At 72.6% G+C, this 20065-nt stretch carries 24 protein-coding genes and 2 tRNA genes; 12 read left to right on the top strand and 14 right to left on the bottom strand.

Translation table 11 applies throughout. The features are described 5' to 3' along the window. Positions 1–15: 15 nt before the first annotated feature. Positions 16–1341, bottom strand: a complete 1326-nt coding sequence (locus ACM9LD_RS07690) for an MFS transporter (RefSeq protein ID WP_415676136.1) — start codon at positions 1339–1341, stop codon at positions 16–18. Positions 1342–1369: 28 nt separating this feature from the next. Between ACM9LD_RS07690 and ACM9LD_RS07685 the strand changes: the two genes are divergently transcribed. The 3 genes from ACM9LD_RS07685 to ACM9LD_RS07675 all read left to right on the top strand — a co-directional run bounded on the left by ACM9LD_RS07685 (position 1370) and on the right by ACM9LD_RS07675 (position 4775). Further along, positions 1370–2335 (top strand): GlxA family transcriptional regulator, encoded by a 966-nt coding sequence (locus ACM9LD_RS07685; RefSeq protein ID WP_415676135.1) that lies wholly within the window; start codon positions 1370–1372, stop codon positions 2333–2335. 78 nt (positions 2336–2413) lie between these two features. Continuing rightward, positions 2414–3556: an acyltransferase family protein gene (locus ACM9LD_RS07680; protein WP_415676134.1), complete on the top strand. Its 1143-nt coding sequence runs from the start codon at positions 2414–2416 to the stop codon at positions 3554–3556. Next, positions 3537–4775 (top strand): hypothetical protein, encoded by a 1239-nt coding sequence (locus ACM9LD_RS07675; protein WP_415676133.1) that lies wholly within the window; start codon positions 3537–3539, stop codon positions 4773–4775. The genes ACM9LD_RS07680 and ACM9LD_RS07675 overlap by 20 nt, the downstream gene beginning before the upstream one ends. Here ACM9LD_RS07675 and ACM9LD_RS07670 read toward each other — a convergent pair. From ACM9LD_RS07670 to ACM9LD_RS07635, 8 genes are all read right to left on the bottom strand, one after another. Further along, on the bottom strand, positions 4748–5182 hold the full coding sequence (locus ACM9LD_RS07670) for an acyl-CoA thioesterase (RefSeq protein WP_415676132.1): 435 nt from the start codon (positions 5180–5182) through the stop codon (positions 4748–4750). The two genes, ACM9LD_RS07675 and ACM9LD_RS07670, sit on opposite strands and share 28 nt — an antisense overlap. Then, a complete protein-coding gene (gene hisC, locus ACM9LD_RS07665; protein ID WP_415676230.1) occupies positions 5179–6237 on the bottom strand; it encodes a histidinol-phosphate transaminase in 1059 nt (352 codons plus the stop codon). Before hisC ends, ACM9LD_RS07670 begins: the two co-directional genes overlap by 4 nt. A 112-nt stretch (positions 6238–6349) precedes the next feature. Further along, the gene (locus ACM9LD_RS07660) at positions 6350–6535 is read right to left on the bottom strand and encodes a hypothetical protein (protein WP_068526054.1); all 186 of its coding nucleotides are present in this window, start codon (positions 6533–6535) and stop codon (positions 6350–6352) included. A 139-nt stretch (positions 6536–6674) separates the two neighbouring features. After that, the gene (locus ACM9LD_RS07655) at positions 6675–7247 is read right to left on the bottom strand and encodes an alkaline shock response membrane anchor protein AmaP (RefSeq protein WP_415676131.1); all 573 of its coding nucleotides are present in this window, start codon (positions 7245–7247) and stop codon (positions 6675–6677) included. Next, positions 7244–8035, bottom strand: coding sequence for a hypothetical protein (locus ACM9LD_RS07650; protein WP_415676130.1), 792 nt, complete (start codon positions 8033–8035; stop codon positions 7244–7246). The genes ACM9LD_RS07655 and ACM9LD_RS07650 overlap by 4 nt, the downstream gene beginning before the upstream one ends. A gap of 2 nt (positions 8036–8037) precedes the next feature. Then, on the bottom strand, positions 8038–8223 hold the full coding sequence (locus ACM9LD_RS07645; RefSeq protein WP_259141377.1) for a DUF2273 domain-containing protein: 186 nt from the start codon (positions 8221–8223) through the stop codon (positions 8038–8040). Next, positions 8220–8543: a hypothetical protein gene (locus tag ACM9LD_RS07640; protein WP_415676129.1), complete on the bottom strand. Its 324-nt coding sequence runs from the start codon at positions 8541–8543 to the stop codon at positions 8220–8222. The genes ACM9LD_RS07645 and ACM9LD_RS07640 overlap by 4 nt, the downstream gene beginning before the upstream one ends. After that, positions 8540–9016: an Asp23/Gls24 family envelope stress response protein gene (locus tag ACM9LD_RS07635; RefSeq protein WP_415676128.1), complete on the bottom strand. Its 477-nt coding sequence runs from the start codon at positions 9014–9016 to the stop codon at positions 8540–8542. The genes ACM9LD_RS07640 and ACM9LD_RS07635 overlap by 4 nt, the downstream gene beginning before the upstream one ends. Positions 9017–9131: 115 nt before the next feature. On the opposite strand from ACM9LD_RS07635, the gene ACM9LD_RS07630 reads away from it, so the two are divergent. The 6 genes from ACM9LD_RS07630 to ACM9LD_RS07605 all read left to right on the top strand — a co-directional run bounded on the left by ACM9LD_RS07630 (position 9132) and on the right by ACM9LD_RS07605 (position 11566). Then, positions 9132–9692: an RNA polymerase sigma factor gene (locus ACM9LD_RS07630; RefSeq protein ID WP_224647766.1), complete on the top strand. Its 561-nt coding sequence runs from the start codon at positions 9132–9134 to the stop codon at positions 9690–9692. Positions 9693–9763: 71 nt separating this feature from the next. Beyond that, positions 9764–10285: a hypothetical protein gene (locus ACM9LD_RS07625; RefSeq protein ID WP_415676127.1), complete on the top strand. Its 522-nt coding sequence runs from the start codon at positions 9764–9766 to the stop codon at positions 10283–10285. Positions 10286–10413: 128 nt separating this feature from the next. Beyond that, positions 10414–10505, top strand: a tRNA-Ser gene (locus ACM9LD_RS07620). A 38-nt stretch (positions 10506–10543) separates the two neighbouring features. Next, positions 10544–10616 (top strand) — tRNA-Arg (locus ACM9LD_RS07615). A gap of 84 nt (positions 10617–10700) precedes the next feature. Then, positions 10701–11078 (top strand): DUF779 domain-containing protein, encoded by a 378-nt coding sequence (locus ACM9LD_RS07610; RefSeq protein WP_415676126.1) that lies wholly within the window; start codon positions 10701–10703, stop codon positions 11076–11078. Positions 11079–11155: 77 nt separating this feature from the next. Beyond that, complete coding sequence (locus tag ACM9LD_RS07605; protein ID WP_415676125.1) at positions 11156–11566, top strand: carboxymuconolactone decarboxylase family protein; 411 nt, start codon at positions 11156–11158, stop codon at positions 11564–11566. Here the strand turns inward: ACM9LD_RS07605 and ACM9LD_RS07600 are convergent. Further along, on the bottom strand, positions 11514–12224 hold the full coding sequence (locus tag ACM9LD_RS07600) for a phosphatase PAP2 family protein (RefSeq protein ID WP_415676124.1): 711 nt from the start codon (positions 12222–12224) through the stop codon (positions 11514–11516). The two genes, ACM9LD_RS07605 and ACM9LD_RS07600, sit on opposite strands and share 53 nt — an antisense overlap. A gap of 94 nt (positions 12225–12318) precedes the next feature. Here ACM9LD_RS07600 and ACM9LD_RS07595 point away from each other — a divergent pair, with 94 nt between their 5' ends. Further along, complete coding sequence (locus ACM9LD_RS07595) at positions 12319–13017, top strand: hypothetical protein (RefSeq protein ID WP_415676123.1); 699 nt, start codon at positions 12319–12321, stop codon at positions 13015–13017. 1 nt (position 13018) lies between these two features. Here ACM9LD_RS07595 and ACM9LD_RS07590 read toward each other — a convergent pair whose 3' ends face one another. From ACM9LD_RS07590 to ACM9LD_RS07575, 4 genes are all read right to left on the bottom strand, one after another. Continuing rightward, complete coding sequence (locus tag ACM9LD_RS07590; RefSeq protein WP_415676122.1) at positions 13019–13771, bottom strand: hypothetical protein; 753 nt, start codon at positions 13769–13771, stop codon at positions 13019–13021. A 268-nt stretch (positions 13772–14039) separates the two neighbouring features. Continuing rightward, positions 14040–15563, bottom strand: coding sequence for an acetaldehyde dehydrogenase ExaC (gene exaC / locus ACM9LD_RS07585; protein ID WP_415676121.1), 1524 nt, complete (start codon positions 15561–15563; stop codon positions 14040–14042). A gap of 101 nt (positions 15564–15664) precedes the next feature. Then, on the bottom strand, positions 15665–16897 hold the full coding sequence (locus ACM9LD_RS07580; protein ID WP_415676120.1) for a GAF domain-containing protein: 1233 nt from the start codon (positions 16895–16897) through the stop codon (positions 15665–15667). Between the two features lie 31 nt (positions 16898–16928). Beyond that, positions 16929–18956, bottom strand: a complete 2028-nt coding sequence (locus ACM9LD_RS07575; protein WP_415676119.1) for a CocE/NonD family hydrolase — start codon at positions 18954–18956, stop codon at positions 16929–16931. Positions 18957–19156: 200 nt separating this feature from the next. Between ACM9LD_RS07575 and ACM9LD_RS07570 the strand changes: the two genes are divergently transcribed. Further along, complete coding sequence (locus ACM9LD_RS07570) at positions 19157–19597, top strand: DUF6918 family protein (RefSeq protein WP_415676118.1); 441 nt, start codon at positions 19157–19159, stop codon at positions 19595–19597. A gap of 2 nt (positions 19598–19599) precedes the next feature. After that, positions 19600–19992, top strand: a complete 393-nt coding sequence (locus ACM9LD_RS07565) for a RidA family protein (RefSeq protein WP_415676117.1) — start codon at positions 19600–19602, stop codon at positions 19990–19992. The last annotated feature ends 73 nt before the right edge of the window (positions 19993–20065 follow it).

The following is a 20065-nucleotide window of genomic DNA, read 5'->3' as shown; positions in this document are numbered from 1 at the left end:
CCTGCTGTCGGGCGATCAGACCGCGACGGGCTGGGGCTCGGCCGCGCGAGCGCGGGCACGCGGGACCACCCAGCACATCGCGGCGGCGGCCACGCAGAGCGCGCCCGCGGTGTAGAAGGCCGGGTCGTAGCCGCCCGAGGCGTCGCGGATGTAGCCGGCGCCGAAGGCCGCGACCGCGGCGCCCAGCTGGTGCGAGGCGAAGATCCAGCCGAAGACGACCGGCGTGGACTCCCCGAAGTGTTCGCGGGCCAGCGCCATCGTGGGCGGCACCGTCGCCACCCAGTCGAGGCCGTAGAACAGGATGAAGACCAGCAGACCGGGCGCGATGCCGGGGGAGAGCAGCGCGGGCAGCAGCGCGAGCGCGAGCCCGCGGCCGAGGTAGTAGACCACCAGCAGGATCCGCGAGTCGACGCGGTCGGTGAGCCAGCCCGAGGCGATGGTGCCGACCACGTCGAAGACGCCGATGACCGCGAGCAGCGACGCGGCCGTGGTCGCGGGCATGCCGTGGTCGCCGGCGGCGGGGATGAAGTGCGTCTGCAGCAGGCCGTTGGTCGTCGCGCCGCAGATCGCGAAGCTCGCGGCGAGCAGCCAGAAGGCGGGGCGCCGGGCGCCCATCGCCAGGCCCGCGAAGGCCGCGCGCACCGCGCCGCGCGTCGGCGGGGGCGGCGGCGCGACCTCGTCGGCGCCGAAGGGCGGCAGGCCCAGCTGCGCCGGCCACGACCGGAGGAACAGCCCGGCGACGGGGATCACCGCGACCGCCACGGCGGTCACCACGAGCGTCGCCGTCCGCCAGCCGTGCGCCTCGGACAGCGCCGCGACCACGGGCAGGAAGATCAACTGGCCCGTGGCGCTGGCGGCGGTCAGGACGCCGGTCACGAGGCCCCGTCGGGCGACGAACCAGCGCATCGCGATGGTGGCGACGAAGGCCGTCGACAGCGAGCCGGTGCCGAGGCCGACCAGCACGCCCCACAGCAGCACCAGCTGCCAGGCGTCGGTCATGAACACGGCGAGCCCGGTGCCCGCGGCGACGAGCGTCAGCGCGCCGATGACCACCGGCCGCACGCCCAGCTTGTCCATGAGCGCGGCGGAGAACGGCGCGGTGAGCCCGAACAGCGCCATGTTCACCGACATCGCCGCGCCGATCGTCGCGTGCGACCAGCCGAACTCCACGTGCAGCGGGTCCATCATGACGCCGGGCACGGACCGGAAACCGGCCGCACCCAGCATCGTCACGAAGGCGATGCCGGCCACGATCCAGGCGTAGTGCGGCGCGCGCAGGCGCCTCAGCGGTGTAGTCACCGGACCAGATTCCCGGATTCGGCGGACCCGAACCAGTGGCATCAATGACAAGATATGAAAGAATCGTGCCATGCACACCGTCGCCGTCCTGCTGCTGGAACCCATCGTCGGCTTCGACGCCGCGATCCCGCCGCTGTGCTTCTCCGAGGCCACCGACGAGGCCGACCGGCCCCTGTACCGCGTCATCACGTGCGGCGTCGACCGCAATCCCGTCCGCGCGACGGGCGGCTACGCGATCACGCCCGAGGCGGGCCCCGAGGCGCTCGCCCTCGCCGACACGGTGATCGTGCCGGGCACGAAGATCAACGGCCCCCGGTTCGACGGCACGCTCCCCGACGACATCCGCGCCGCCCTCGCGACCATCCGCCCGGGCACCCGCATCGTCTCCATCTGCACCGGCGCCTTCGTCCTCGCCGCCGCGGGCCTGCTCGACGGTCGTGCTGTGACCACGCACTGGAAGTACGGCGCGCAGCTGCGCAAGCTCTACCCCGCCGTCGGCCTCGTCGACCACGTCCTGTTCACCGACGACGGCGACGTCTTCACCTCCGCCGGGCTCGCCGCCGGCCTCGACCTGTGCCTGCACCTGATCCGCTCCGACCACGGCGCGGCCGTCGCCAACAAGGTCGCGCGGCACTGCGTGGTGCCGCCCGCCCGCGAAGGGACGCAGGCGCAGTTCGTCGACGTCCCCGTGCCCGTGAGCGGGGCGGGCAGCACCGTCGAACCGCGGGACTGGGCCGTCCGGAACCTGCACGAGAACCTCTCGGTCGAGGTGCTCGCGCGGCGCGCGGGGATGTCGGTGCGCACCTTCAATCGGCGGTTCCGCGAGGAGACCGGGCAGACGCCGGGGGCGTGGATCCTGCGCCGCCGCCTCGACCGCGCCCGCGAGCTGCTGGAGACCAGCGAGCTGTCTGTCGACGCCGTCGCCCGGGATTCCGGCCTCGGCACCGGCGCCAGCCTGCGGGCCCACCTGCGGCGCGATACCGGTATGACGCCGCTCGGCTACCGTCGCGTCTTCCGGGAGGCCCCGGTCGCGTGAGCCGCGCACCGTCGGGCCCGGGCGGCCGCCGCCCGGGCGGCTGGACGGGGCACGGGGGGCACCGGGCAAAATGAGGGGATGCAGAGTCGGGTAGCGCCGCTCACCGGGCTGCGTGCCGTCGCGGCGGCCACGGTGTGCCTGACGCACGCCGCCTTCTCGACGGGGCACTACACCGACGACTTCGCCGGCCACCTCTGGGCGCGGTTCGAGATCGGCGTCCCCATCTTCTTCGCGCTGTCGGGCTTCCTGCTGTTCCGGCCGTGGGTGCGGCTGCTGCAGGACGGCGCGGGGCACCAACCCGACCTGCGGCGCTACGCCTGGCACCGGTTCCGGCGCGTCGTACCGGCGTACTGGGTGGTCGTCGTCGCCGTGTACGCCCTGGGCCTCGTCCGGCACGAGCCGAACCCGTCGGGCCGCGGCGTCGACGGGCTGCTGCGGAACCTCACCTTCACCCAGATCTACGGCTTCGGGCATCTGCGCGTCGGGCTCACCCAGGCGTGGAGCCTCGCCGTGGAGGTGGCCTTCTATCTGGCGCTCCCGCTGATCGGCTGGGCGCTCACCGCGCTCCTCTGCCGGTACCGGTGGCGGCCCGCGCGGCTGTTGGCGGGCCTCGCCGGCGTCGCCGCGATCACGCCCGTGTGGATCATGATCGCCCCCGAGATCGAGCGCACCGCGCGCATGTGGCCGCCCGCCTACCTGTGGTGGTTCGTCGGGGGCATGGCGCTGACGGTCGCGGTCCCGCTGGTCCGGCGGTGGCCGGCGTGGGCCACGCCCGCCTGCCTCGCCGTCGCCCTCACGGGGTTCGTCGTCTCCGCCCTGCCGGTGATCGGCGGGCCGCCGACGATGGTGCCGGCGAGCCAGGTGGAGGCGCTGGTGAAGTCGGCGCTGTACCTGCTGATCGCGGCCGCGCTGATCGCGCCGCTGGGGCTGGCGCCGGGGTCGCGGTCGCCGTACCACCGGCTGCTCGGCAGCCGCCCGATGGTGTGGCTGGGCGGGATCTCGTACGAGTACTTCCTGGTGCACCTCATCGCGATGGACGTGCTGCTCCTCGACGTCTTCGGCTGGCGGCCGTTCACCGGGAACATCGCTGTGGCCTTCCTCGCGACCTCGGTCGTCACCATCGTGCTCGCGTGGGCGCTGCGCGCGGCGCTGCCCTTCGGGGATGATGAGAGGCGCACGTCGACGCAGAAGGGGGTGACGGATGTCCGCGCAGGAGCCTGAAGTGCACATCGAGGCGCCGGTGCGCCGCTGGTGCGACGCCCGCGCCATCCCCATGCCGCGGCGCGAGCTCTCCGACGAGGCCGCGCTGCTCATCGCCGCGGGGCACCTGCAGCCCGCCGCCCGCGAGGTGGTGCTCAACCGGTTCGACACCGAGCGCGCCTTCCCGGACATCGGCGGGTACTCCAAGCTGCGCCGGCTCAGCCGGATCGCCGAGCACGAGGCGCCGCCGCCCTCGGCCGACGGGGCCCCGCCCAACCCGCTGCAGCAGGCCAAGGCGGCCGCCGACGCGGTCCGCGGCGCGGACGCGCGGCGCAAGCTCGCCGGGTTCCGGCACGCCTTCACCCTGAACCGCATCTCGTTCGCCGCGGGCGTCCGCGCCGTGCGCCGCGCCCGCAAGGACGCGGTGCACCTCGACCTCGACGAGCGCGACGCCCTGTTCGACGCGCTGTGCCTGACGCCGCTGCCGGTCACCCCGTCGGCCGCCGCAGTCGCGGCGCGGACCGTCGCGCGAGTGGCGGGGCCGGCCCTGCGGCTCGCCCCGCAGCTCGCGGGCTGGGTCGACGGGCACGGCGCGCCCGACGAGGGCCTGCTCGTCTTCGAGGACCGCTACGACGTGCTGCTGTTCGTCGCCGGCCTGGTCTACGACAAGGTGAGCTATTCGCGGTCGGTGAGCGCCGGCGAATTCGACGAGCAGCTCGGCCAGCTGGATCTGCCGACCGACCTGGTGCAGATCTCTGCCGACGTGGTGCAGCTCAAGTCCGTCTGGGGTCAGCTGCGGTACGCGCCCGGCCTCGCCGACGGCACGCGCTCGAGCGAACTAGACAAGGTCTGGGAGGAGCTCGTCGACCGGGTCACCGCGCTCACGCGGGTCGGCGACCTCGTGGACGTCGCCGATTCCAAGCGGCCGCGACGGATGTCGATCGAGTCGATCGACCAGCAGATCCACGAGCTGGTGCAGCGCGCCGGCGAGCGCGAGATCTCCACGCAGAGTGCGCGTCGGGTCGCCGGGCAGATCATGGGCGCGCGGGGCGACCTCCCGCCCGCGCTGCCCGACGGTACGCGGCGCGCCCTGCCCGGCTCGGGGCCGGGCGCCGGTTCGGGTGGGGCCGGTGCGGGCGCGCGGACCGGTGCGGTGCTACCGGATTCGGCCCTTCCGGGGGAGGCTCCGAAGGCGTGGAAGCCCGCGCCGGCTCAGCCGCGCGACCAGGACGCGAGGTAGGTCTTCTCCTCGTCGGTGAGGCGGCGCAGGCTGCGCTTCTCGATGTCGACGACCGCCATCTGCGTGGTCGCGAGGATCGCCGGCTTGGACTCGGGCGCGGCGCCTTTCGCGCGGACCTCGTAGCCGATGGTGAAGTCGACGCTGCGGTTCGACGCGATGTACATGCCCACCTGCACCGGCGAATCCTCGTGGTACAGCTGCGCCTTGTACTTGATCGCGACGTCGGCGATGAAGGCGCTCTTGATCAGCGGCGCGTACTTCTCGCCGGCGGAGAGCAACCACTGGATGCGGGCCTCCTCCAGCAGCGTGACCATCCGCGCGTGGTTCACGTGGCCCAGCGCGTCCATGTCCGACCAGCGGACGGGAACGTGTGCGGTGAAGGCGAACTCGTACTTGCCGAGGCTCATCGCTGCCACTTCGTGGCGAAGGCGAGGAAGGCGTCGTTCTCCTCCGGCACGGTGACGGTGACGCGGACGCCGGCACCGTCGAAGCCCCGGACCAGGAGGCCGGTCTCGGCGGCGTCGGTGGTGAACCGCACCGCGTCAGTGCCCAGCGGGAGCCAGACGAAGTTGGCCTGCGTGTGCGGGACCTCGAAACCGGCCTGCAGCAACGCGTCCCGGACGCGGGCGCGCTCGGCGACGACGGCCTCGGTGCGGGCGAGCAGCTCGTCGTTGGCGTGCACCGAGGCGATGGCGGCGGCCTGCGCGGGCACGCTGACGGAGAAGGGCAGGTGCACCTTGGTGAGCGCGGCGATGAGCTCCGGGTCGGCGATGGCGTAGCCGACGCGCACGCCCGCGAGGCCGTAGGCCTTGGAGAAGGTGCGCAGCGCGATCACGTTGCGGTGCCGGGCGATCAGGGCGGCGCCGTCGATGCGCTCGCCGGTCACCTCGTTGGCGCGGTGGTACTCGTAGTACGCCTCGTCGAGGGCGACGATCACGTGCGACGGAACCTTCTGGAGGAACGCCTCGAGGGCCTCCTCGGAGACCGTCGTGCCCGTCGGGTTGTTCGGGTTGCAGACGAAGATCAGGCGGGTGCGGTCGGTGATCGCGGCGGCCATGGCGTCGAGGTCGTGCGCGTGCTCCGCGGTGAGCGGCACCTGGACCGGCGTCGCGCCGACGACGCGGGTCACGATCGGGTAGGCCTCGAAGCTGCGCCACGCGAAGATCACCTCGTCGCCGGGGCGGCACGTGACCTGGACCAGGTCCTGGCAGAGGGCGACGGAGCCGCAGCCCGCGTGCAACTGCTCCTCGGTGGCGCCCGTGAGCTTCGCCAGCTCGGCCTTGAGGGCCACCGCCCCGTTGTCGGGGTAGCGGTTGGCGTTGCGGAGCACCTCGGCGAGGGCCGCGGCGACCGACGGCAGCGGACCGTCGACGATTTCGTTGGAGGCGAGCTTGATCGCGCCCGGCGCGGACTTCCCCGGAACGTACGCCGGGAGCGCGTCGAGATCGGAGCGGATGCTCAGCGGCGCGGGACGGGAGGAGTTCTCAATGGCCACCCGGCCAGGGTAGACCGACGGTCCGCCCCGCGGGGCCACCGAGGCGGGTCTCGTGGACCGGCCCCGGTGGCCGAGGACATCAGTTGCCCGAGAGCTTGTCCTTGAGGGAGTCCGCGTCGCCCTTGACCTTGTCCGCGAACTCGCCCGCCTTCTCCTTGGCGGCGGCGGTGGCCTGGTCGACCTTCTCGCCGGCGGCCGCGGCGGCCTCCTGGGCGCGGCCCTTGAGCTCCTCGGCCTTGCTCTTCGCGTCGTCTGCGATGCCCATGCGTGATCCTTCCGATACACCCGATGTGTTCCCCCGAGGCGGATCCTCGAGGCCTTGATTGTGCGCCGAGACGGCCAACCGCGCTGCGTTATCGATTGCGATCGCGACGGAGCTGCGGCTTTCAACGATCGGAGAGCGTTTAATCGGCGTCGTCGGCGATGCCGTGGTCGCGTCCTCCGCCGCCGCGCCGGTCGTTCACGAGGACCTGGAACGCGACGCCGGGCCCGGTCGCGGCGGCCACGTCGTGGCGGGCGGCGGCCGCCAGGGCGGTGAGCTCGTCGACGGGCGCGCCGGGGGAGATCGCGACCGCCACCCGGATGACGGGCCGCCCCTTCTCGATCACGGTCGACGGGCGGGCGCGCCGGATCAGGGGGCTGCGCCCCAGGTCGGCGGCGACGGCGTCGGCCACGCGCCCCAGGTCGACGGTGCCGTCGCCCGGGACGTGCGCGGTCCGCGAGGCGGAGCTGCGCAGGTGCCGGACGAGGAGCCACAGCGCCACCAGCACCAGCACCGCGCCGGCCGCTCCGGTGACGGCGGGCCACCACGGCTGGTCGGGCAGGCGCACGATCGTCGGGACCGAGACGCGGTCGGCGGCGTCGGCCGCGGTCCGCTGTCCGAGCCGGTCGCCGAGCGCCCACAGGCCCCCGCCGAGCAGCACCAGCCCGACGAGGCCGGCGACGATCCGGTCGATGACGCGGGTCGAGCCCTTCATCGGGCCACCTCCTCGGCGCTGCGGCGGTCGGGGTCGATCCGCCGGTGGAACCAGAGTTCGTCGGAGACGGGGGTGTGGCTGCGCCGGCGCGGCTTCAGTGCGGCGATCAGCAGCACGAGGCCCAGCACGATGGCGCCGACCGTCGCGGGCCAGGCCCACCAGGACCACCGCACGTCGTCGGCGATGCGGGGCACCGCGTCGATCCAGCGGCTCCCGGCGACCCAGCCGAGCGAGACCAGGGCGTCGCGGACCGCGATCACGCCCAGCGCGACGACGGCGAGCAGCAACGGCACCGTCGCGATGCTGGCGCCGGCGGTGCGGCGCGGTGCGTGGCGGCGCAGGTCCCGGGCCGTGGGAGCGTCGTCGGCCGTGGTGGTGACGGTGCCGGGCGCGTGCGCGGTGCGGGGGCCGGAGCGTTCGTCGCTGATCCGGGTGATGTGCACGTGCACCTCCTTCGGGGCCGCGCCGAGGCTGCGGGCGAGCTCGTCGTCGACCGCGGACCGGACCGCGGGCACGAGGCGGGCGGAGTCGAGCGGCCACTGCGCGGCGATCTGCACGTCGATGTCATTGCGTGCGCGGTCGGCGAAGCGCACCGCGGGCAGCTGCCGCGTCGTGAGCCCGCGGACCCGTTCGGTGCCGGGCACCGAGAGCGCGGCGTGCTCGATCAGCCGACGCCGCACGCGGTCGTCGATGACGGTCCGGCCGCGGCCGGCGGTGTCGGCGGGACGCTCGGCGCCGGTGTCGTCGGGGGTAACCGGGGCGTCCGGGGTCACCGAATCGGTGGTCATGGTCAGCTCCGGTCGCGGCGCCGCAGGGCGGTGAGGTCGATGAGACCGTCGAGGTGTGCGCCGACGGCCGCGCCGGCCGTGCCGAGGACGATCGCGAGCAGGAGGCCGACGAGGCCGCCGACCACGACGGCGATCGCCACGAGCAGGCCGATCACGCCTCCCCACACGGTGAAGTGTCCTGGCGTCATGCGGTGAACTCCTTCGCTGCTGCGGCGCCCTGGTCGGACACCGCTATATCGGATACGACGACGTCCACGGGGACTCCCGCGGCGTCGGAGGCGGCCGCGCGGACCCGGTCCGCGAGGTCGACGAGGTCGAGATCGCGCCGGAACTCGAGCACGACGGAGACCTGTCCGCCGTCGTCGTCGAGCCGGACGCCGCGCACCGTCCGGCCCGGGAGGTACGTGGCGGGGGAGCCGGGCCCGCCGGCGTGGACGCCGACGACGCCGTCGATCGCCGTCACGGCGGCCACGACGCCGTCGACCCGGGCGGCGCGTGCGGCGCTCACTGGACCCGCGACTCCGTCGACGTCTCACCGGTGGCGACATCGTCGTCGTCGGCGAAGTGGACGTCGTGGACGGTCACGTTGACCTCGGTCACCTCGAGACCGGTCATGGACTCGACGGCGTCGATGACGTTGCTGCGGATGCCGGCGGCCAGGTCGTGGATCGCGACGCCGTACTCGGCGACGATCGTCACGTCGACCGCGGCCTGCCGCTCGCCGACCTCGACGGTGACGCCCTGCGTGAGGTCCGGTGCGCCGGGGAGGGTCTCGCGGATCCGGCCGACCACGCGGGCGGCCTGGCCGCCGAGGTCGTAGACACCGTCGACCTCGCGGGCCGCGATACCGGCGATCTTGGACACGACCACGTCGGCGATGTTGGTGCTGCCGCGCCCGACCTGCGTCGCGACCGCGGTCCCGGGCTTCGTCGCCGTCGACTCGTCGGCGGTCGCGGCGGGCTTGGTGGTGGTCGAGGTCATGTTCGGTCTCCCTTGTGTCGACTGATGTACCGGGATCCGTTCCGGCACACTGGGTGAGTCGCCGGCTCGCGGAGATCGGCACGCGATTGTGACCCATCTCACATTTGGAGGGTGGTTGTTCGACTCGGAGCTGCTGCCGTCGCTGTCCGACGAGACCCTGACGAGGCGCGCCCAGCGTGGCGACGCCGCGGCCTTCGACGTGCTCGTGCAGCGCCACGCGCCCGCCCTGCATCGCTTCGTCGCGCGGACGATGCCCGAACGCAGCGACTGCGACGACATCGTGCAGGAATCCCTCATCGCCGCGTGGAAGGCGCTCCCGAGCTTCGCCTTCCGCTCGACCCTGCGGACGTGGCTGTTCTCGATCGCGGCCCGCAAGACCGCTGACGTGCTGCGTCGCCGCGCGCCCGTCGTCGACTCGGAGGCCGTCGACGAGGCCGTCGCGCGGGAGCCCGGCCCCGTCGAGAAGGCGACCGACCGGGACTTCCTCGACGCGCTCGCCCGGGAGCTGGGGCGCCTGCCGTACCCGGCCCGCGCGGCGTGGTGGCTCCGCGAGGTCGACGGGCTCTCCATCGCCGAGATCGCGGGCGTTCTGCGGACGACGGAGGGGTCGGTACGCGGCCACCTCCAGCGGACGCGGCAGCGCCTCGCGGAGACGCTGGGGGAGTACTGGCCATGAGCGATCCGACGCGGCCCACCGAGGCCGGACCGTTGTGCAATCCGACAGGACGTGGTCACACTGGGGGAGCGATGAGTTTCAGGCGAGTGGAGAGTGGCGACGCCGGACCGGCGCAGGCCACCGATTGGATTGCCGACGCGACGCGTCGGCTCGCCGGGCTGTCCGGACCCGATACCGAGGCGCCCGAGGTCGATCCGCGCTGGGGCGCCGACGCCATCGACCGGCTGCGCGAGGCCGTCGCCCAGCAGGTGTCCGCGCTGCCCCGGCGCTCCCGCCCGATCGCGACGGTGCGGCAGGGGGTCTCGGTGACCGAGCTGGCCCTTTCGAAGGCGATCACGGCGGCGCTCTCCGACACCGCGGCCGCCGAGTCCGCCGCCGTCGCCGACGTCGCGCTCGATCTCACCGGCGGCGCGCTGACCGCCCTCCACGTCCACCTCGTCGCGGTAGGGGCGGACGGGCGTTCGCGCACGCTGTTCGACGGTGGCGAGCGCCTCCGGGCACTGACGGCCGACGTCGTGCGGCGCATGGTCGGCACCGCCGACGCGCGCATCGACCTCACCTGGGAGGACGTGCTCACGCCGGAGCCGATCTGAGCGGCGCGCGGCCCGCACGTGAACGGAAGATGACCAGCGGTTTTGTGGGTTGCGGAGAGGTTGTGTAATGTAGCTGCTCGGCGGTTGCGCGTGACCCGTAAGGATCGCTCGCGCATCGCGTCCGATTTGGAGGCGTGCCAGAGCGGCCGAATGGGACTCACTGCTAATGAGTTGTCCGGCCAACACCGGACCGGAGGTTCAAATCCTCTCGCCTCCGCCACGTCGGTCTTCGGACCGGCGAGAATTGAATATGGGTATGCGCCCGTAGCTCAGTGGATAGAGCATCTGACTACGGATCAGAAGGTCAGGGGTTCGAATCCCTTCGGGCGCACAGGCAGACGCCGGGTCAGTTCATCTGACCCGGCGTTTCTGCGTTCCGGCTGCGTTACCGTCGAAGGCGACGACGGGAGCGGGCATGGACGAGCGGGTGGAATCGACGCAGGCGGCGCGGGAGATGCTGGGCGAGCTGTGGGACGGCAACGGCCCGCTGCTGATCCACCAGAGCGGCGGCTGCTGCGACGGCTCCGCGCCGATGGTCTTCCCCGTCGACGAGTTCCGCGTGGGCGATGCGAACGTGCGGCTCGGCACCGTCGAACTCGGGGACGGGCGCGACGTGCCGGTCTGGGTGTCCGACGGCGAGGCGCGGGTCTGGGAGAACAGCGTGCTCGTCCTGGACCTCGAGCCCGGCCGCGCCGCCGGCTTCTCGCTCGAGGGCTCCACGGGCAAGCGCTTCGTCTCTCGGGTCCGGATCGCCGGCGCCGACGGTGCCGCCTGCCCCGTCCCGCAGTCGTGACTTGCGTTCGAGCGCGCTCGAAGTCCTAGCCTCGGCCGCGAGGCCCGCGAACGACGGGCCGCCGGAAGGTGAGCGCCATGCCCGAGCAGTACGACATCGACAGCGCCGAATCGATCGCCCGCCGCGAAGCGGGGCTCGCCGTGCTGGCGGCCATCGACGGCGAGGCCGGCCAGGCCGTCATCGACTCCCTGGGGGAGATCAGTCCCGCCCTCGCACATCACGTGGCGGCGTGGGGCTTCGGGGACGTCTACGCCCGGCCCGGCCTCGACCCGCGCAGCCGCCAACTGGTGACGCTCGGCGTCCTCACCGCGCTCGGGGGAGCGGAACCGCAGCTGCGCGTGCACATCAACGCCGCGCTGAACGTCGGGATCACCCGCGACGAGGTCGTCGAGGCGTTCCTGCACACCGTGCCGTACGCGGGCTTCCCGCGCGCGATCAATGCGACGCTGGTCGCGCGGGACGTGTTCGCGGAGCGCGACGACTCCTGACGGTGTCGGACAGCCTGCGGTCCCAGCGCGACCACGACGCGGGCGGGAGCAGCGCCAGGCCGACGGCGACGCCCGCGAGGCCGATCGCGAACCCGGCTGCGGTGTCGGAGAACCAGTGCACGCCCAGGTACAGGCGGCTCGCCGCCACGGCGCCGATCACCACGGCGGGGACGAGGAGCGCGAGCAGCCGCCGGCGGGCGGTCCAGCCGGCGGTGACGGCCACCGTCGTGGCCAGGAGCAGGGCCGTCGTGCCCGTGACGTGGCCCGACGGGAAGCCGTAGTCCGTCTCGTTCGCGAGGTGGTCGATCAGCGGGGGCCGCTGCCGCGCGAAGGCGTACTTCAGCGCGAGGGTGGCCGCGGAGGCGACGGCGGTGCTGCCGAGCACGAAGACGGCGGAGGCGGCGGACCGTCGCCACGCGAGGAGCGCGGCGACGAGCACCCCGAGCGCGATGGTGCCGCCCGGCGAGAAGACGTCGGTGATGAGGGTCATCACCGACGTGGTGGCCGAGTCGCGGTGCTCGATCATCTCCTCCAGCACCTCGCCGTCGGCCTCGGTGACGGGTCGCCACCCGACGAGCAGGCCGAGGGCGACGACGGCGCCGACGAGCGCGACGGCGGCGGCCAGGTAGTACCGGCCGAGCCGGTCGAGAGTGGGCATCGGTCCAGATTGCCCGCGCGAAAGTCGTTCGCGCAACCCAAGACCGGGTAAAGCGCACCTCATGACCAGGGGTGTCGGGAGTAGCGTGGTCGGGGTGAGGAAGCGACTGAGGCGGGCGCGCGCGGCGCGGCTGCAGCGCGACACCCTGTACGCGGACGTCTCCGAATGGCAGCCGGAGCTGCCGGACAAGTACCCCTACCGGTGGGTCGCGATCCGCTCCAACGACGGCACCTACCGCGACCGCAGGTTCGCGGCCAACTGGGACACGGTGCGGCGCATGCTCGACGACGGCCGGCTGGTCGGCGCGATCGTCTACGCCGTGGTCCGCCCCAACTGGGAGGAGACCCTCGCGGTCCACCTGGAGATGCAGGGCGAGGACCGGCCCGACGTGGTGACGATGGCCGACGCGGAGTCCTGGGGCGGACAGATCGTCGGGGACCACTCGGAGGCCTTCAACGGCTTCACCTGGGGCGCCTCGGATTGGCGCGGCGGCGGCGCGGACCCGCGGCCCACCCGGTGCATCGGCTACCTCAATCCCAACGACATCGGGATCTGGCCGACGCTGCCCGACATGCCCTTCGTGGTGCCCTCCTACGGCGCGCTGCCCGACTTCGCCCGGGCGCCGGAGCTGGGGCGGCGCTTCGCGATCCACCAGTACACCGACGGCAGCGGTTACGGCGGCGGGCTGCCCGAGGGCTACGGCCGCGTGCGGTGTGACATGAACGCCGCCAACGGCCTCGACCCGTGGCAGCTCGGGGATCTGCTCGGCACCACCACCATCCCGGTGGACTGAGTCAGTTCCGGTACGCGGTGTAGTACCCCTCGGGGAGGGTCGGCAGCCAGCCGTCGACCCACGCGCCCGCGTAGACCCGGTTGCCGCCGGCGATCAGCTCGACGACGTGCCCGGGCAACTCCGCGGCGACGAGGGGCAGCAGCCGCAGGCCCTCGTCGCGGTACCGCTGCGCCGCGGCGTCGGAGCTCCAGCCCGTCTCCCAGTCCAGCTCGCGCTCCCAGAGGTCTTGCCAGGCTTGGAGTTCGGCGGCGAGTCCCGCCGGTAGATCCAGGCTGTCGGGGCCGACGTTGCCGGATGTGGCCCACAGCGCGGTGCTGCTGTAGTCGCTCATGAGGCGGATCCACCGCTCCCGTGCGACGTCGAAGGAGCGCACCACTGTGCCCGCCGGAAGCGGTTTTTCGCCCGACGGCGACCACCCCGTCGCCCAGCCTCCGGCGTAGCCGCCGCCGTCCCCGACCGGCCACAGGCTGTACTCGATGAGGAAGCCGGGGAGTTCGGTGACGAGTGCGTCGACGATCGCGCGGCCGTCGCGGGCGTAGGTGGCTGCGGCGTCGGCGGAGCGCCACTCGTGGCGTTCGAGGTGTTCCGCCTGGAAGAGCGCGTGCCAGGCATCGATGCGGGCGGTCAGTTGCGCGGACAGTCCAACGTCGGCGCCGGTCAGCGGGCGCAGGTTGTCCACGCCGAGGAGCGGAGTCGGCTCGTTGTCCGGATACACGCGCAGGACGCGGTCCGGGACGAGGGAGGAGTCGGGCATCCGCCCAGGCTACGCGGGTGATTGTGCGACCGCATCGACATATTCCACCGTCGGGCGGGAACAGCGGACAGCGGATCGCTCAGTCCGATCTTCGGTGCGTGTCGGCGAAGGATCGTCGGCGTGTCGTCGCAGGATTGCACCGAAGATTGGAGGGCGTTCGACGGCGCGGGCCCCGGCCGCCCAAGAGAGCACCCGGACGTGCGAGCGGCGCCGCCCCCAGATGGGAGACGGCGCCGCTGACACCCTCAGGCGTAGCCCGGGCAGGGGATCAGAAGAAGCCCTGCGCGCCCGGTGCGTACGAGACCAGCAGGTTCTTGGTCTGCTGGTAGTGATCGAGCATCATCTTGTGGTTCTCACGGCCGATGCCCGAGTCCTTGTAGCCGCCGAACGCCGCGTGCGCCGGGTACTGGTGGTAGGTGTTCGTCCAGACGCGGCCGGCCTGGATGTCGCGGCCCGCGCGGTAGGCGACGTCGCCGTTGCGCGACCACACGCCGGCGCCGAGGCCGTAGCGCGTGTCGTTGGCGATGTCGATGGCGTTGTCGTAGCCGTCGAAGGACGTGACCGCGAGCACCGGGCCGAAGATCTCCTCCTGGAAGATCCGCATGTCGTTGGTGCCGGAGAAGATGGTCGGCTGGATGTAGAAGCCGCCGGAGAGGTCGCCGCCCAGGTCGGCCGCCTCGCCGCCGGTCACCAGCGTCGCGCCCTCGTTCTTGCCGATCTCGATGTACGACAGGATCTTCTCGTGCTGCTCCTTCGACGCCTGCGCGCCGATCATGGTGTCGGTGTCCAGCGGGTCGCCCTGGATGATCGACTTGGTGCGGATGGAGCCGAGCTCGAGGAACTCGTCGAAGATCGGCTTCTCCAGCAGCGCGCGCGACGGGCAGGTGCAGACCTCGCCCTGGTTGAGCGCGAACATCGTGAAGCCCTCGAGCGCCTTGTCCTGGTAGTCGTCGTTCGCGGCCATGACGTCCTTGAAGAAGACGTTCGGGCTCTTGCCGCCCAGCTCCAGGGTCACGGGGATGAGGTTGTCGGCGGCGTAGCCCGCGATCAGCTTGCCCGTGGTGGTCTCACCGGTGAAGGCGATCTTGCGGATCCGCTTCGACGAGGCCAGCGGCTTGCCGGCCTCCAGGCCGAAGCCGTTGACGATGTTCACCACGCCTGCGGGCAGCAGGTCGCCGATGAGCGACCACAGGTACAGCACCGAGACCGGGGTCTGCTCGGCCGGCTTCAGCACGATCGCGTTGCCGGCGGCCAGCGCGGGCGCCAGCTTCCACACGGCCATGAGGATCGGGAAGTTCCACGGGATGATCTGGCCGACCACGCCGAGCGGCTCGTGGAAGTGGTACGCGACGGTGTTCTCGTCGATCTCCGAGATCCCGCCCTCCTGGGAGCGCAGGCACGACGCGAAGTACCGGAAGTGGTCGATGGCGAGGGGGATGTCCGCGTTGAGGGTCTCGCGGATCGGCTTGCCGTTGTCCCAGGACTCGGCGAGGGCGATCGACTCGAGGTTGGCCTCCATGCGATCGGCGATCTTGAGCAGGATCCCCGCGCGGACGGCCGGCGCGGTCTTGCCCCAGGTGGGGGCGGCCGCGTGCGCGGCGTCCAGCGCCAGCTCGATGTCCTCGGCGGTGGACCGCGCCACCTCGCAGAAGCCCTGGCCGGTGACCGGGGTGACGTTCTCGAAGTACTGGCCCTTGACCGGGGCGACCCACTCGCCGCCGATCCAGTTGTCGTAGCGGGACTGGTAGCTCATGAGGGAGCCGGCGGCCCCGGGGCGTGCGTAAACGGTCATGGCGGACCTCCAGATGAGTGGCGTGATGTCAGTCACATTCCACCCTACGCAGTGACCGTTGCAACAACGTTGCAGTCGGTTGCAGCCCCGATCCGCCCAGGTCAGGCCAGGTCGATCGCGATCGCCGCGAGCCGGCCGTCGGCCTCCGCGCGGGCACGCGCATCGCCGTGCGCGCGCAGCACCCGCCAGCCGTGCTCGTCGTCGCGCGCGTCGGGCAGGTCGAGCCACCGTCGGAGTAGGCCCAGGTCCCGGCTCGCCAGCACGGCCGAGCGGAGACTCTCCGCCAGCTCGGTGCGCAGCCGCGCGACGCCGGGCGCCGCGGAGTTGGGGAGCAGGGGCCCGCGGTAGACGGCGAGGGCGTCCGCCACGCGGCCCGCGCGGATGGCGAGCGCGGCGTCGTCGGCGTCGGACGCCAGCGAGCCCAGCAGCCGGTACGGGCGCGAGCCCAGCAGGTCGGCGCCGACGGTCTTACGCAGCCGCGAGACCTCCGCGCGGACCGTCACCACGTCGAGATCGCGCTCGTCGAGCAGCAGGGCCAGGTGATCCGCGGTGAGGCCCTCCGGATGCCGCGCGAGGAGGGCGAGGATGTCGGCGTGCCGGCCCGTCAGCGGCACCTCGCGGCCGTCCCGCTCCAGCACGGGGCGGCCGCCCAGCAGCCGCAGCCGCGGGCCCGCCGCGGGGGCGGGCGGGGCCAGCCGGAGGATCGCCAGCTGCCCCTCGACGGCCAGCGCGGCGGCCCGCACCAGGGCCAGGGCCTGTGGCGTCGCGACCTCGGGGCCGCCGGTCACGTCGAGCACGCCGATCGGCGCGCGGGTCACCGGATCGTGCACGGGCACGGCGGTGCAGTTCCACCGGTGCGCCCGCCGCGCGAAGTGCTCCGACCCGGCGATCTGCACCTCCGTGTCGAGCGCCAGCGCGGTGCCGGGTGCGTTGGTCCCCGCCGCGGTCTCGCTCCAGTTCGCGCCCGGGATGAAGTTCATCGCGGCGGCCCGGCGGACGGCGGCACCGTCACCCTCCACCCACAGCAGGGTCCCGTCCCGGTCGCCCACGGCCACCATCGCGCCGGCGGAGTCGTCCACGAGGAGCCGCCGGATCACCGGCATCACGCCGGACAGGGGGTTCCGGGCGCGCAGGGCGTCGAGCGCACCGTCGCCCGACGGGGCCTCCCCGTCCGGGTTCACGCCCAGGTCGCGGCTGCGCTGCCAGCTCTCGGCGATGAGGTGCCGCAAGTGGGACGCGCGCAGCGCGGCCTCGTCGACCGCACCGTCGACGAACATGCTGTGCAGCCGCGCGGCCGCACCCGCGGACGCGACGGCGTGGGAACCGGTCACCATCGTGCTTCCGACGATAGCCCGGAAGCGGCCGTCACCAGCCCGGATCGCCCACGATCTGCAGGCTCACGTAGGACGGCTGCTCGGGGCTGAGCAGCATGGTCTGCTTGCCGAACCGGGTCTTCACCAGGTCGGGGACCGTCGCCAGGTAGCGGGGCACGCTGCCGGCGTAGACGTCCACCCGCAGGCGGTGGCCCTCCTCGAGCAGGGCGTCGGTGGGCACCACGTCAACGTCGATCTCGATCGTCTCGCCCGGCACGACCTTCTGCTTCGCCGACCAGGTGAGCGGGTGGAAGGCGCCGAGCAGCTCGCCGTCGAGGTCGTAGGTGCTGCGCGCCGGATCCAGGGCCCGGTTCGAGGCCATGACGGCGCCGCCCGAGAGCACCCTCGACGTGCCGTCGGGCGCCACGTCGTTGACGGTGACGGTCCAGATCGCCTCCTCGCCCTCGCACTGCGTCACCAGGTGCACGTTGATCGCGCCGCTGATCTGCACCGGCACCGCGGCCGGCGCGGAGGTGAAACAGATCGCGCCGCGCTCCTGGACGCCGGCGTGCCCCAGCGCGGGGACGGCCTTGGTCAGGCCCGCGAGCACCTGCGTCAGGTCGGGCGAGGCCAGGCCGCGCAGGTCGATCCGCGTGGACGCGGACGCGCGCCGGCGCGCCGGGAAGGTCGCGAGGCCACCGTCGTACTTCGCGTGCTCCGCCGTGCCCGACGGTGCCGGGGTCGCGTAGAGCCGCCGGGTGCGGGCGCCGGGGCGCGGGAAGGACTCGCCGGCGGTCCAGCCGCCGCCCTGCTGCTGCAGGGTGACGGGGCCGTAGCGGTCGACGCCGTTGTCGATGCCCTTGAGCCAGCGGTCGTACCAGGCCCGCTCGAGGACGTCGATGCGCGGCGGCGCCTGGGTGCCGCCGAAGCCCGCCCCCATGTCGACGTGGAAGCCGTCGGTGATCACCATCTGCTTGCGGCCCGCGGGCAGGTTCAGGCGGGCGAAGGTGCGAGGCGTGCTGCGGCCGAAGAGGTCGTGCCAGCCGCCGAACAGGAAGGTCGGGGCGGTGATGCCTTCGATCTTCGCGTTCCGCTCGGTGAAGTACGGGTTGTCGTTGACGCGGGGGTCGCGGCCGGTGAGTACGCCGGTCACCACCGACGGGATCTCCGTGGCGGGTGAGACGATGCGGCTGTGCAGCCAGCGGAAGACGTTGCCGTTCACGGTGTCGCGGAGCAGCGTGCGGGGGTTGTAGAGCCACTTGAGCGCGTTGACCGCGCCGAGCCAGAGCGGGATGAACACCGACGGGAGGCCGCCGGTGATGTAGATGTCGCGGACGATGTCCTCGCTGCCCTCGATCGCGAAGACCGCGCCCAGGCCCTCCGGCGCGTGCCCGGCCGCCTGCAGCGAGTTGATCGCGGAGTACGACCAGCCGCCCATGCCGAGCTTCCCGTCGCACCAGTCCTGCCCGCGCGCCCAGCGCATCACTTCGACCGAGTCCTGCTGCTCGCGCGGGCCGAGGATCTGCCACACGCCGTGCGACGTGCCGGTGCCGCGCACATCGACGATCACCTGCACGTAGCCGCTGCGCACCAGGCGGCGGTTGATGCCGAAGCCCTGCAGCAGCCCGCCGGAGAAGTCGACGGTGCCGCCCGTGAGCGCCTTCGAGGCGTTGGTCAACGCCGGCCCGACGAAGGCGGCGTGCGTGGTCTCGTCGATCGCGTCGACGATCATCCGGTTGTACGGGTTGAGATTGAGGATCGCCGGGTAGGGCCGCTCCACGGGCACCCCGTCGAGCTCCGCGGGCCGCACGACGGTCGCGCGCAGGACGACACCGTCGGACATGCGGATGTCGACGTTGCGGTCGATGTGGACCCGGGGATAGGTGAGCCGGCCGTCGACGGCCTCGCGCCAGGCGAGGGCGTCGGCGCCGCCGGTGGGATCGCCGAGCGGGAGCGTGTGGTCGACGCGGGGGTGGTGTTCGCCGCCCGACGGGGAGGGCAGCGCGGGGCTGCGGTCCCAGAGCGGGAAGCGCACACCGGACAGTCGTGCGTTCGCTCTGCCGGATCGGCTGGTCACCATTGCAACCCCTTCCTTCAACCGTCAACCTAGAGCACGGGTGACGTACCTCACAAACCGCGGTAGCCGTTGTTGCAGATCCGATGCAGAACGGTTGCATTCCCGGCGGGTCCGGCTCAGCGTGGATTCAGCACTCCGCACGCCGCCGGAAGGCCCGATAAGCTCGTCATCGCAATCGACCGCGAAGACCCGGAGGTACCCCCATGTCGCTGACCACCACGCTCCTCGACCCCGCGCGCCAGCCGGCCGTCGTCGCCGACTTCGCGTCGGTCGTCGAATCCGAGGTGGGCGACAAGAGCGGGCTGTCGGGCACCGTCATCAAGACCGCGTACGCCGCGGTCAAGAAGGTTTCGCCGAACGTCATCGAGTCGGCGCTGACCAAGCTGCTCCCCGACTTCGCCGCCGCGCTCGACCCCTTCTGGACCGACTTCCAGGCCCAGGGCCCCGGCGACTTCGGCCAGTTCCTCGCGGCCCGCGGCGACGCCGTCGGAGACGCGCTGCTCGCGGTGACCGACAAGAAGGCCGAGTCCACCAGCCAGCCCGCGCTGCGCAAGGCCTACTCGAGCCTGCGCGGCAAGGCCAAGGAGAACGTCGTCGCGGCGCTCCCGCGCGTCGGCGCGGCCGTCCAGAAGAACGCCGCCTGATCATGGGCGACGTGCAGCTCCACGGCTCGGACCAGCTGACCACCGCGGTCGAGCACGCCTACAGCGCGACGGTGCCCGCGGGCGCCACCCTCCACGTCGCCGGTGTGGCGCCGCTCGACCAGGGCGGCACCACGGTCGCCCCCGGTGACGTGCAGGGCCAGGTCCGCGCGGCCGTGGCGAACCTCCGGGTGATCCTGGGCGAGCGCGGCGCGCAGCTGTCCGACGTCGCGCGACTGACCGTGTTCGTCGCCGAGCACCTGCAGGTGGACCTGCAGGTCGCGGGCGAGACGCTGGCCGAGGTCTTCGTGGACCTGCCGCCCGTGTCGATCGTCGGCGTCAGCCGCCTGCGCTACGACGATCAGGTGGTCGAGCTGGAGGCCGTCGCGGCCCTCTGAGCGGGCGCGACGGGCGCGCGTGACGGACGGACCCCTGTGAGCGTCGGCACAGCGACAGCGCTGAGCGAGTGAC

It is taken from the genome of Tsukamurella hominis, from assembly GCF_965137015.1.
GTDB classification, from domain to species: domain Bacteria; phylum Actinomycetota; class Actinomycetes; order Mycobacteriales; family Mycobacteriaceae; genus Tsukamurella; species Tsukamurella hominis.
Note: the sequence above shows the minus strand (reverse complement) of the source record. Positions and strands in the feature narration are given on the sequence as shown.

Excerpts from the sequence above, each read along its gene's own strand:
- ACM9LD_RS07690 (WP_415676136.1), bottom strand. The coding sequence starts at position 1,341 with ATGCCACTGGTTCGGGTCCGCCGAATCCGGGAATCTGGTCCGGTGACT.
- ACM9LD_RS07685 (WP_415676135.1), top strand. The coding sequence starts at position 1,370 with ATGCACACCGTCGCCGTCCTGCTGCTGGAACCCATCGTCGGCTTCGAC.
- ACM9LD_RS07680 (WP_415676134.1), top strand. The coding sequence starts at position 2,414 with ATGCAGAGTCGGGTAGCGCCGCTCACCGGGCTGCGTGCCGTCGCGGCG.
- ACM9LD_RS07675 (WP_415676133.1), top strand. The coding sequence starts at position 3,537 with ATGTCCGCGCAGGAGCCTGAAGTGCACATCGAGGCGCCGGTGCGCCGC.
- ACM9LD_RS07670 (WP_415676132.1), bottom strand. The coding sequence starts at position 5,182 with ATGAGCCTCGGCAAGTACGAGTTCGCCTTCACCGCACACGTTCCCGTC.
- ACM9LD_RS07660 (WP_068526054.1), bottom strand. The coding sequence starts at position 6,535 with ATGGGCATCGCAGACGACGCGAAGAGCAAGGCCGAGGAGCTCAAGGGC.
- ACM9LD_RS07655 (WP_415676131.1), bottom strand. The coding sequence starts at position 7,247 with ATGAAGGGCTCGACCCGCGTCATCGACCGGATCGTCGCCGGCCTCGTC.
- ACM9LD_RS07650 (WP_415676130.1), bottom strand. The coding sequence starts at position 8,035 with ATGACCACCGATTCGGTGACCCCGGACGCCCCGGTTACCCCCGACGAC.
- ACM9LD_RS07645 (WP_259141377.1), bottom strand. The coding sequence starts at position 8,223 with ATGACGCCAGGACACTTCACCGTGTGGGGAGGCGTGATCGGCCTGCTC.
- ACM9LD_RS07635 (WP_415676128.1), bottom strand. The coding sequence starts at position 9,016 with ATGACCTCGACCACCACCAAGCCCGCCGCGACCGCCGACGAGTCGACG.
- ACM9LD_RS07625 (WP_415676127.1), top strand. The coding sequence starts at position 9,764 with ATGAGTTTCAGGCGAGTGGAGAGTGGCGACGCCGGACCGGCGCAGGCC.
- ACM9LD_RS07610 (WP_415676126.1), top strand. The coding sequence starts at position 10,701 with ATGGACGAGCGGGTGGAATCGACGCAGGCGGCGCGGGAGATGCTGGGC.
- ACM9LD_RS07605 (WP_415676125.1), top strand. The coding sequence starts at position 11,156 with ATGCCCGAGCAGTACGACATCGACAGCGCCGAATCGATCGCCCGCCGC.
- ACM9LD_RS07600 (WP_415676124.1), bottom strand. The coding sequence starts at position 12,224 with ATGCCCACTCTCGACCGGCTCGGCCGGTACTACCTGGCCGCCGCCGTC.
- ACM9LD_RS07590 (WP_415676122.1), bottom strand. The coding sequence starts at position 13,771 with ATGCCCGACTCCTCCCTCGTCCCGGACCGCGTCCTGCGCGTGTATCCG.
- exaC (WP_415676121.1), bottom strand. The coding sequence starts at position 15,563 with ATGACCGTTTACGCACGCCCCGGGGCCGCCGGCTCCCTCATGAGCTAC.
- ACM9LD_RS07580 (WP_415676120.1), bottom strand. The coding sequence starts at position 16,897 with ATGGTGACCGGTTCCCACGCCGTCGCGTCCGCGGGTGCGGCCGCGCGG.
- ACM9LD_RS07575 (WP_415676119.1), bottom strand. The coding sequence starts at position 18,956 with ATGGTGACCAGCCGATCCGGCAGAGCGAACGCACGACTGTCCGGTGTG.
- ACM9LD_RS07570 (WP_415676118.1), top strand. The coding sequence starts at position 19,157 with ATGTCGCTGACCACCACGCTCCTCGACCCCGCGCGCCAGCCGGCCGTC.
- ACM9LD_RS07565 (WP_415676117.1), top strand. The coding sequence starts at position 19,600 with ATGGGCGACGTGCAGCTCCACGGCTCGGACCAGCTGACCACCGCGGTC.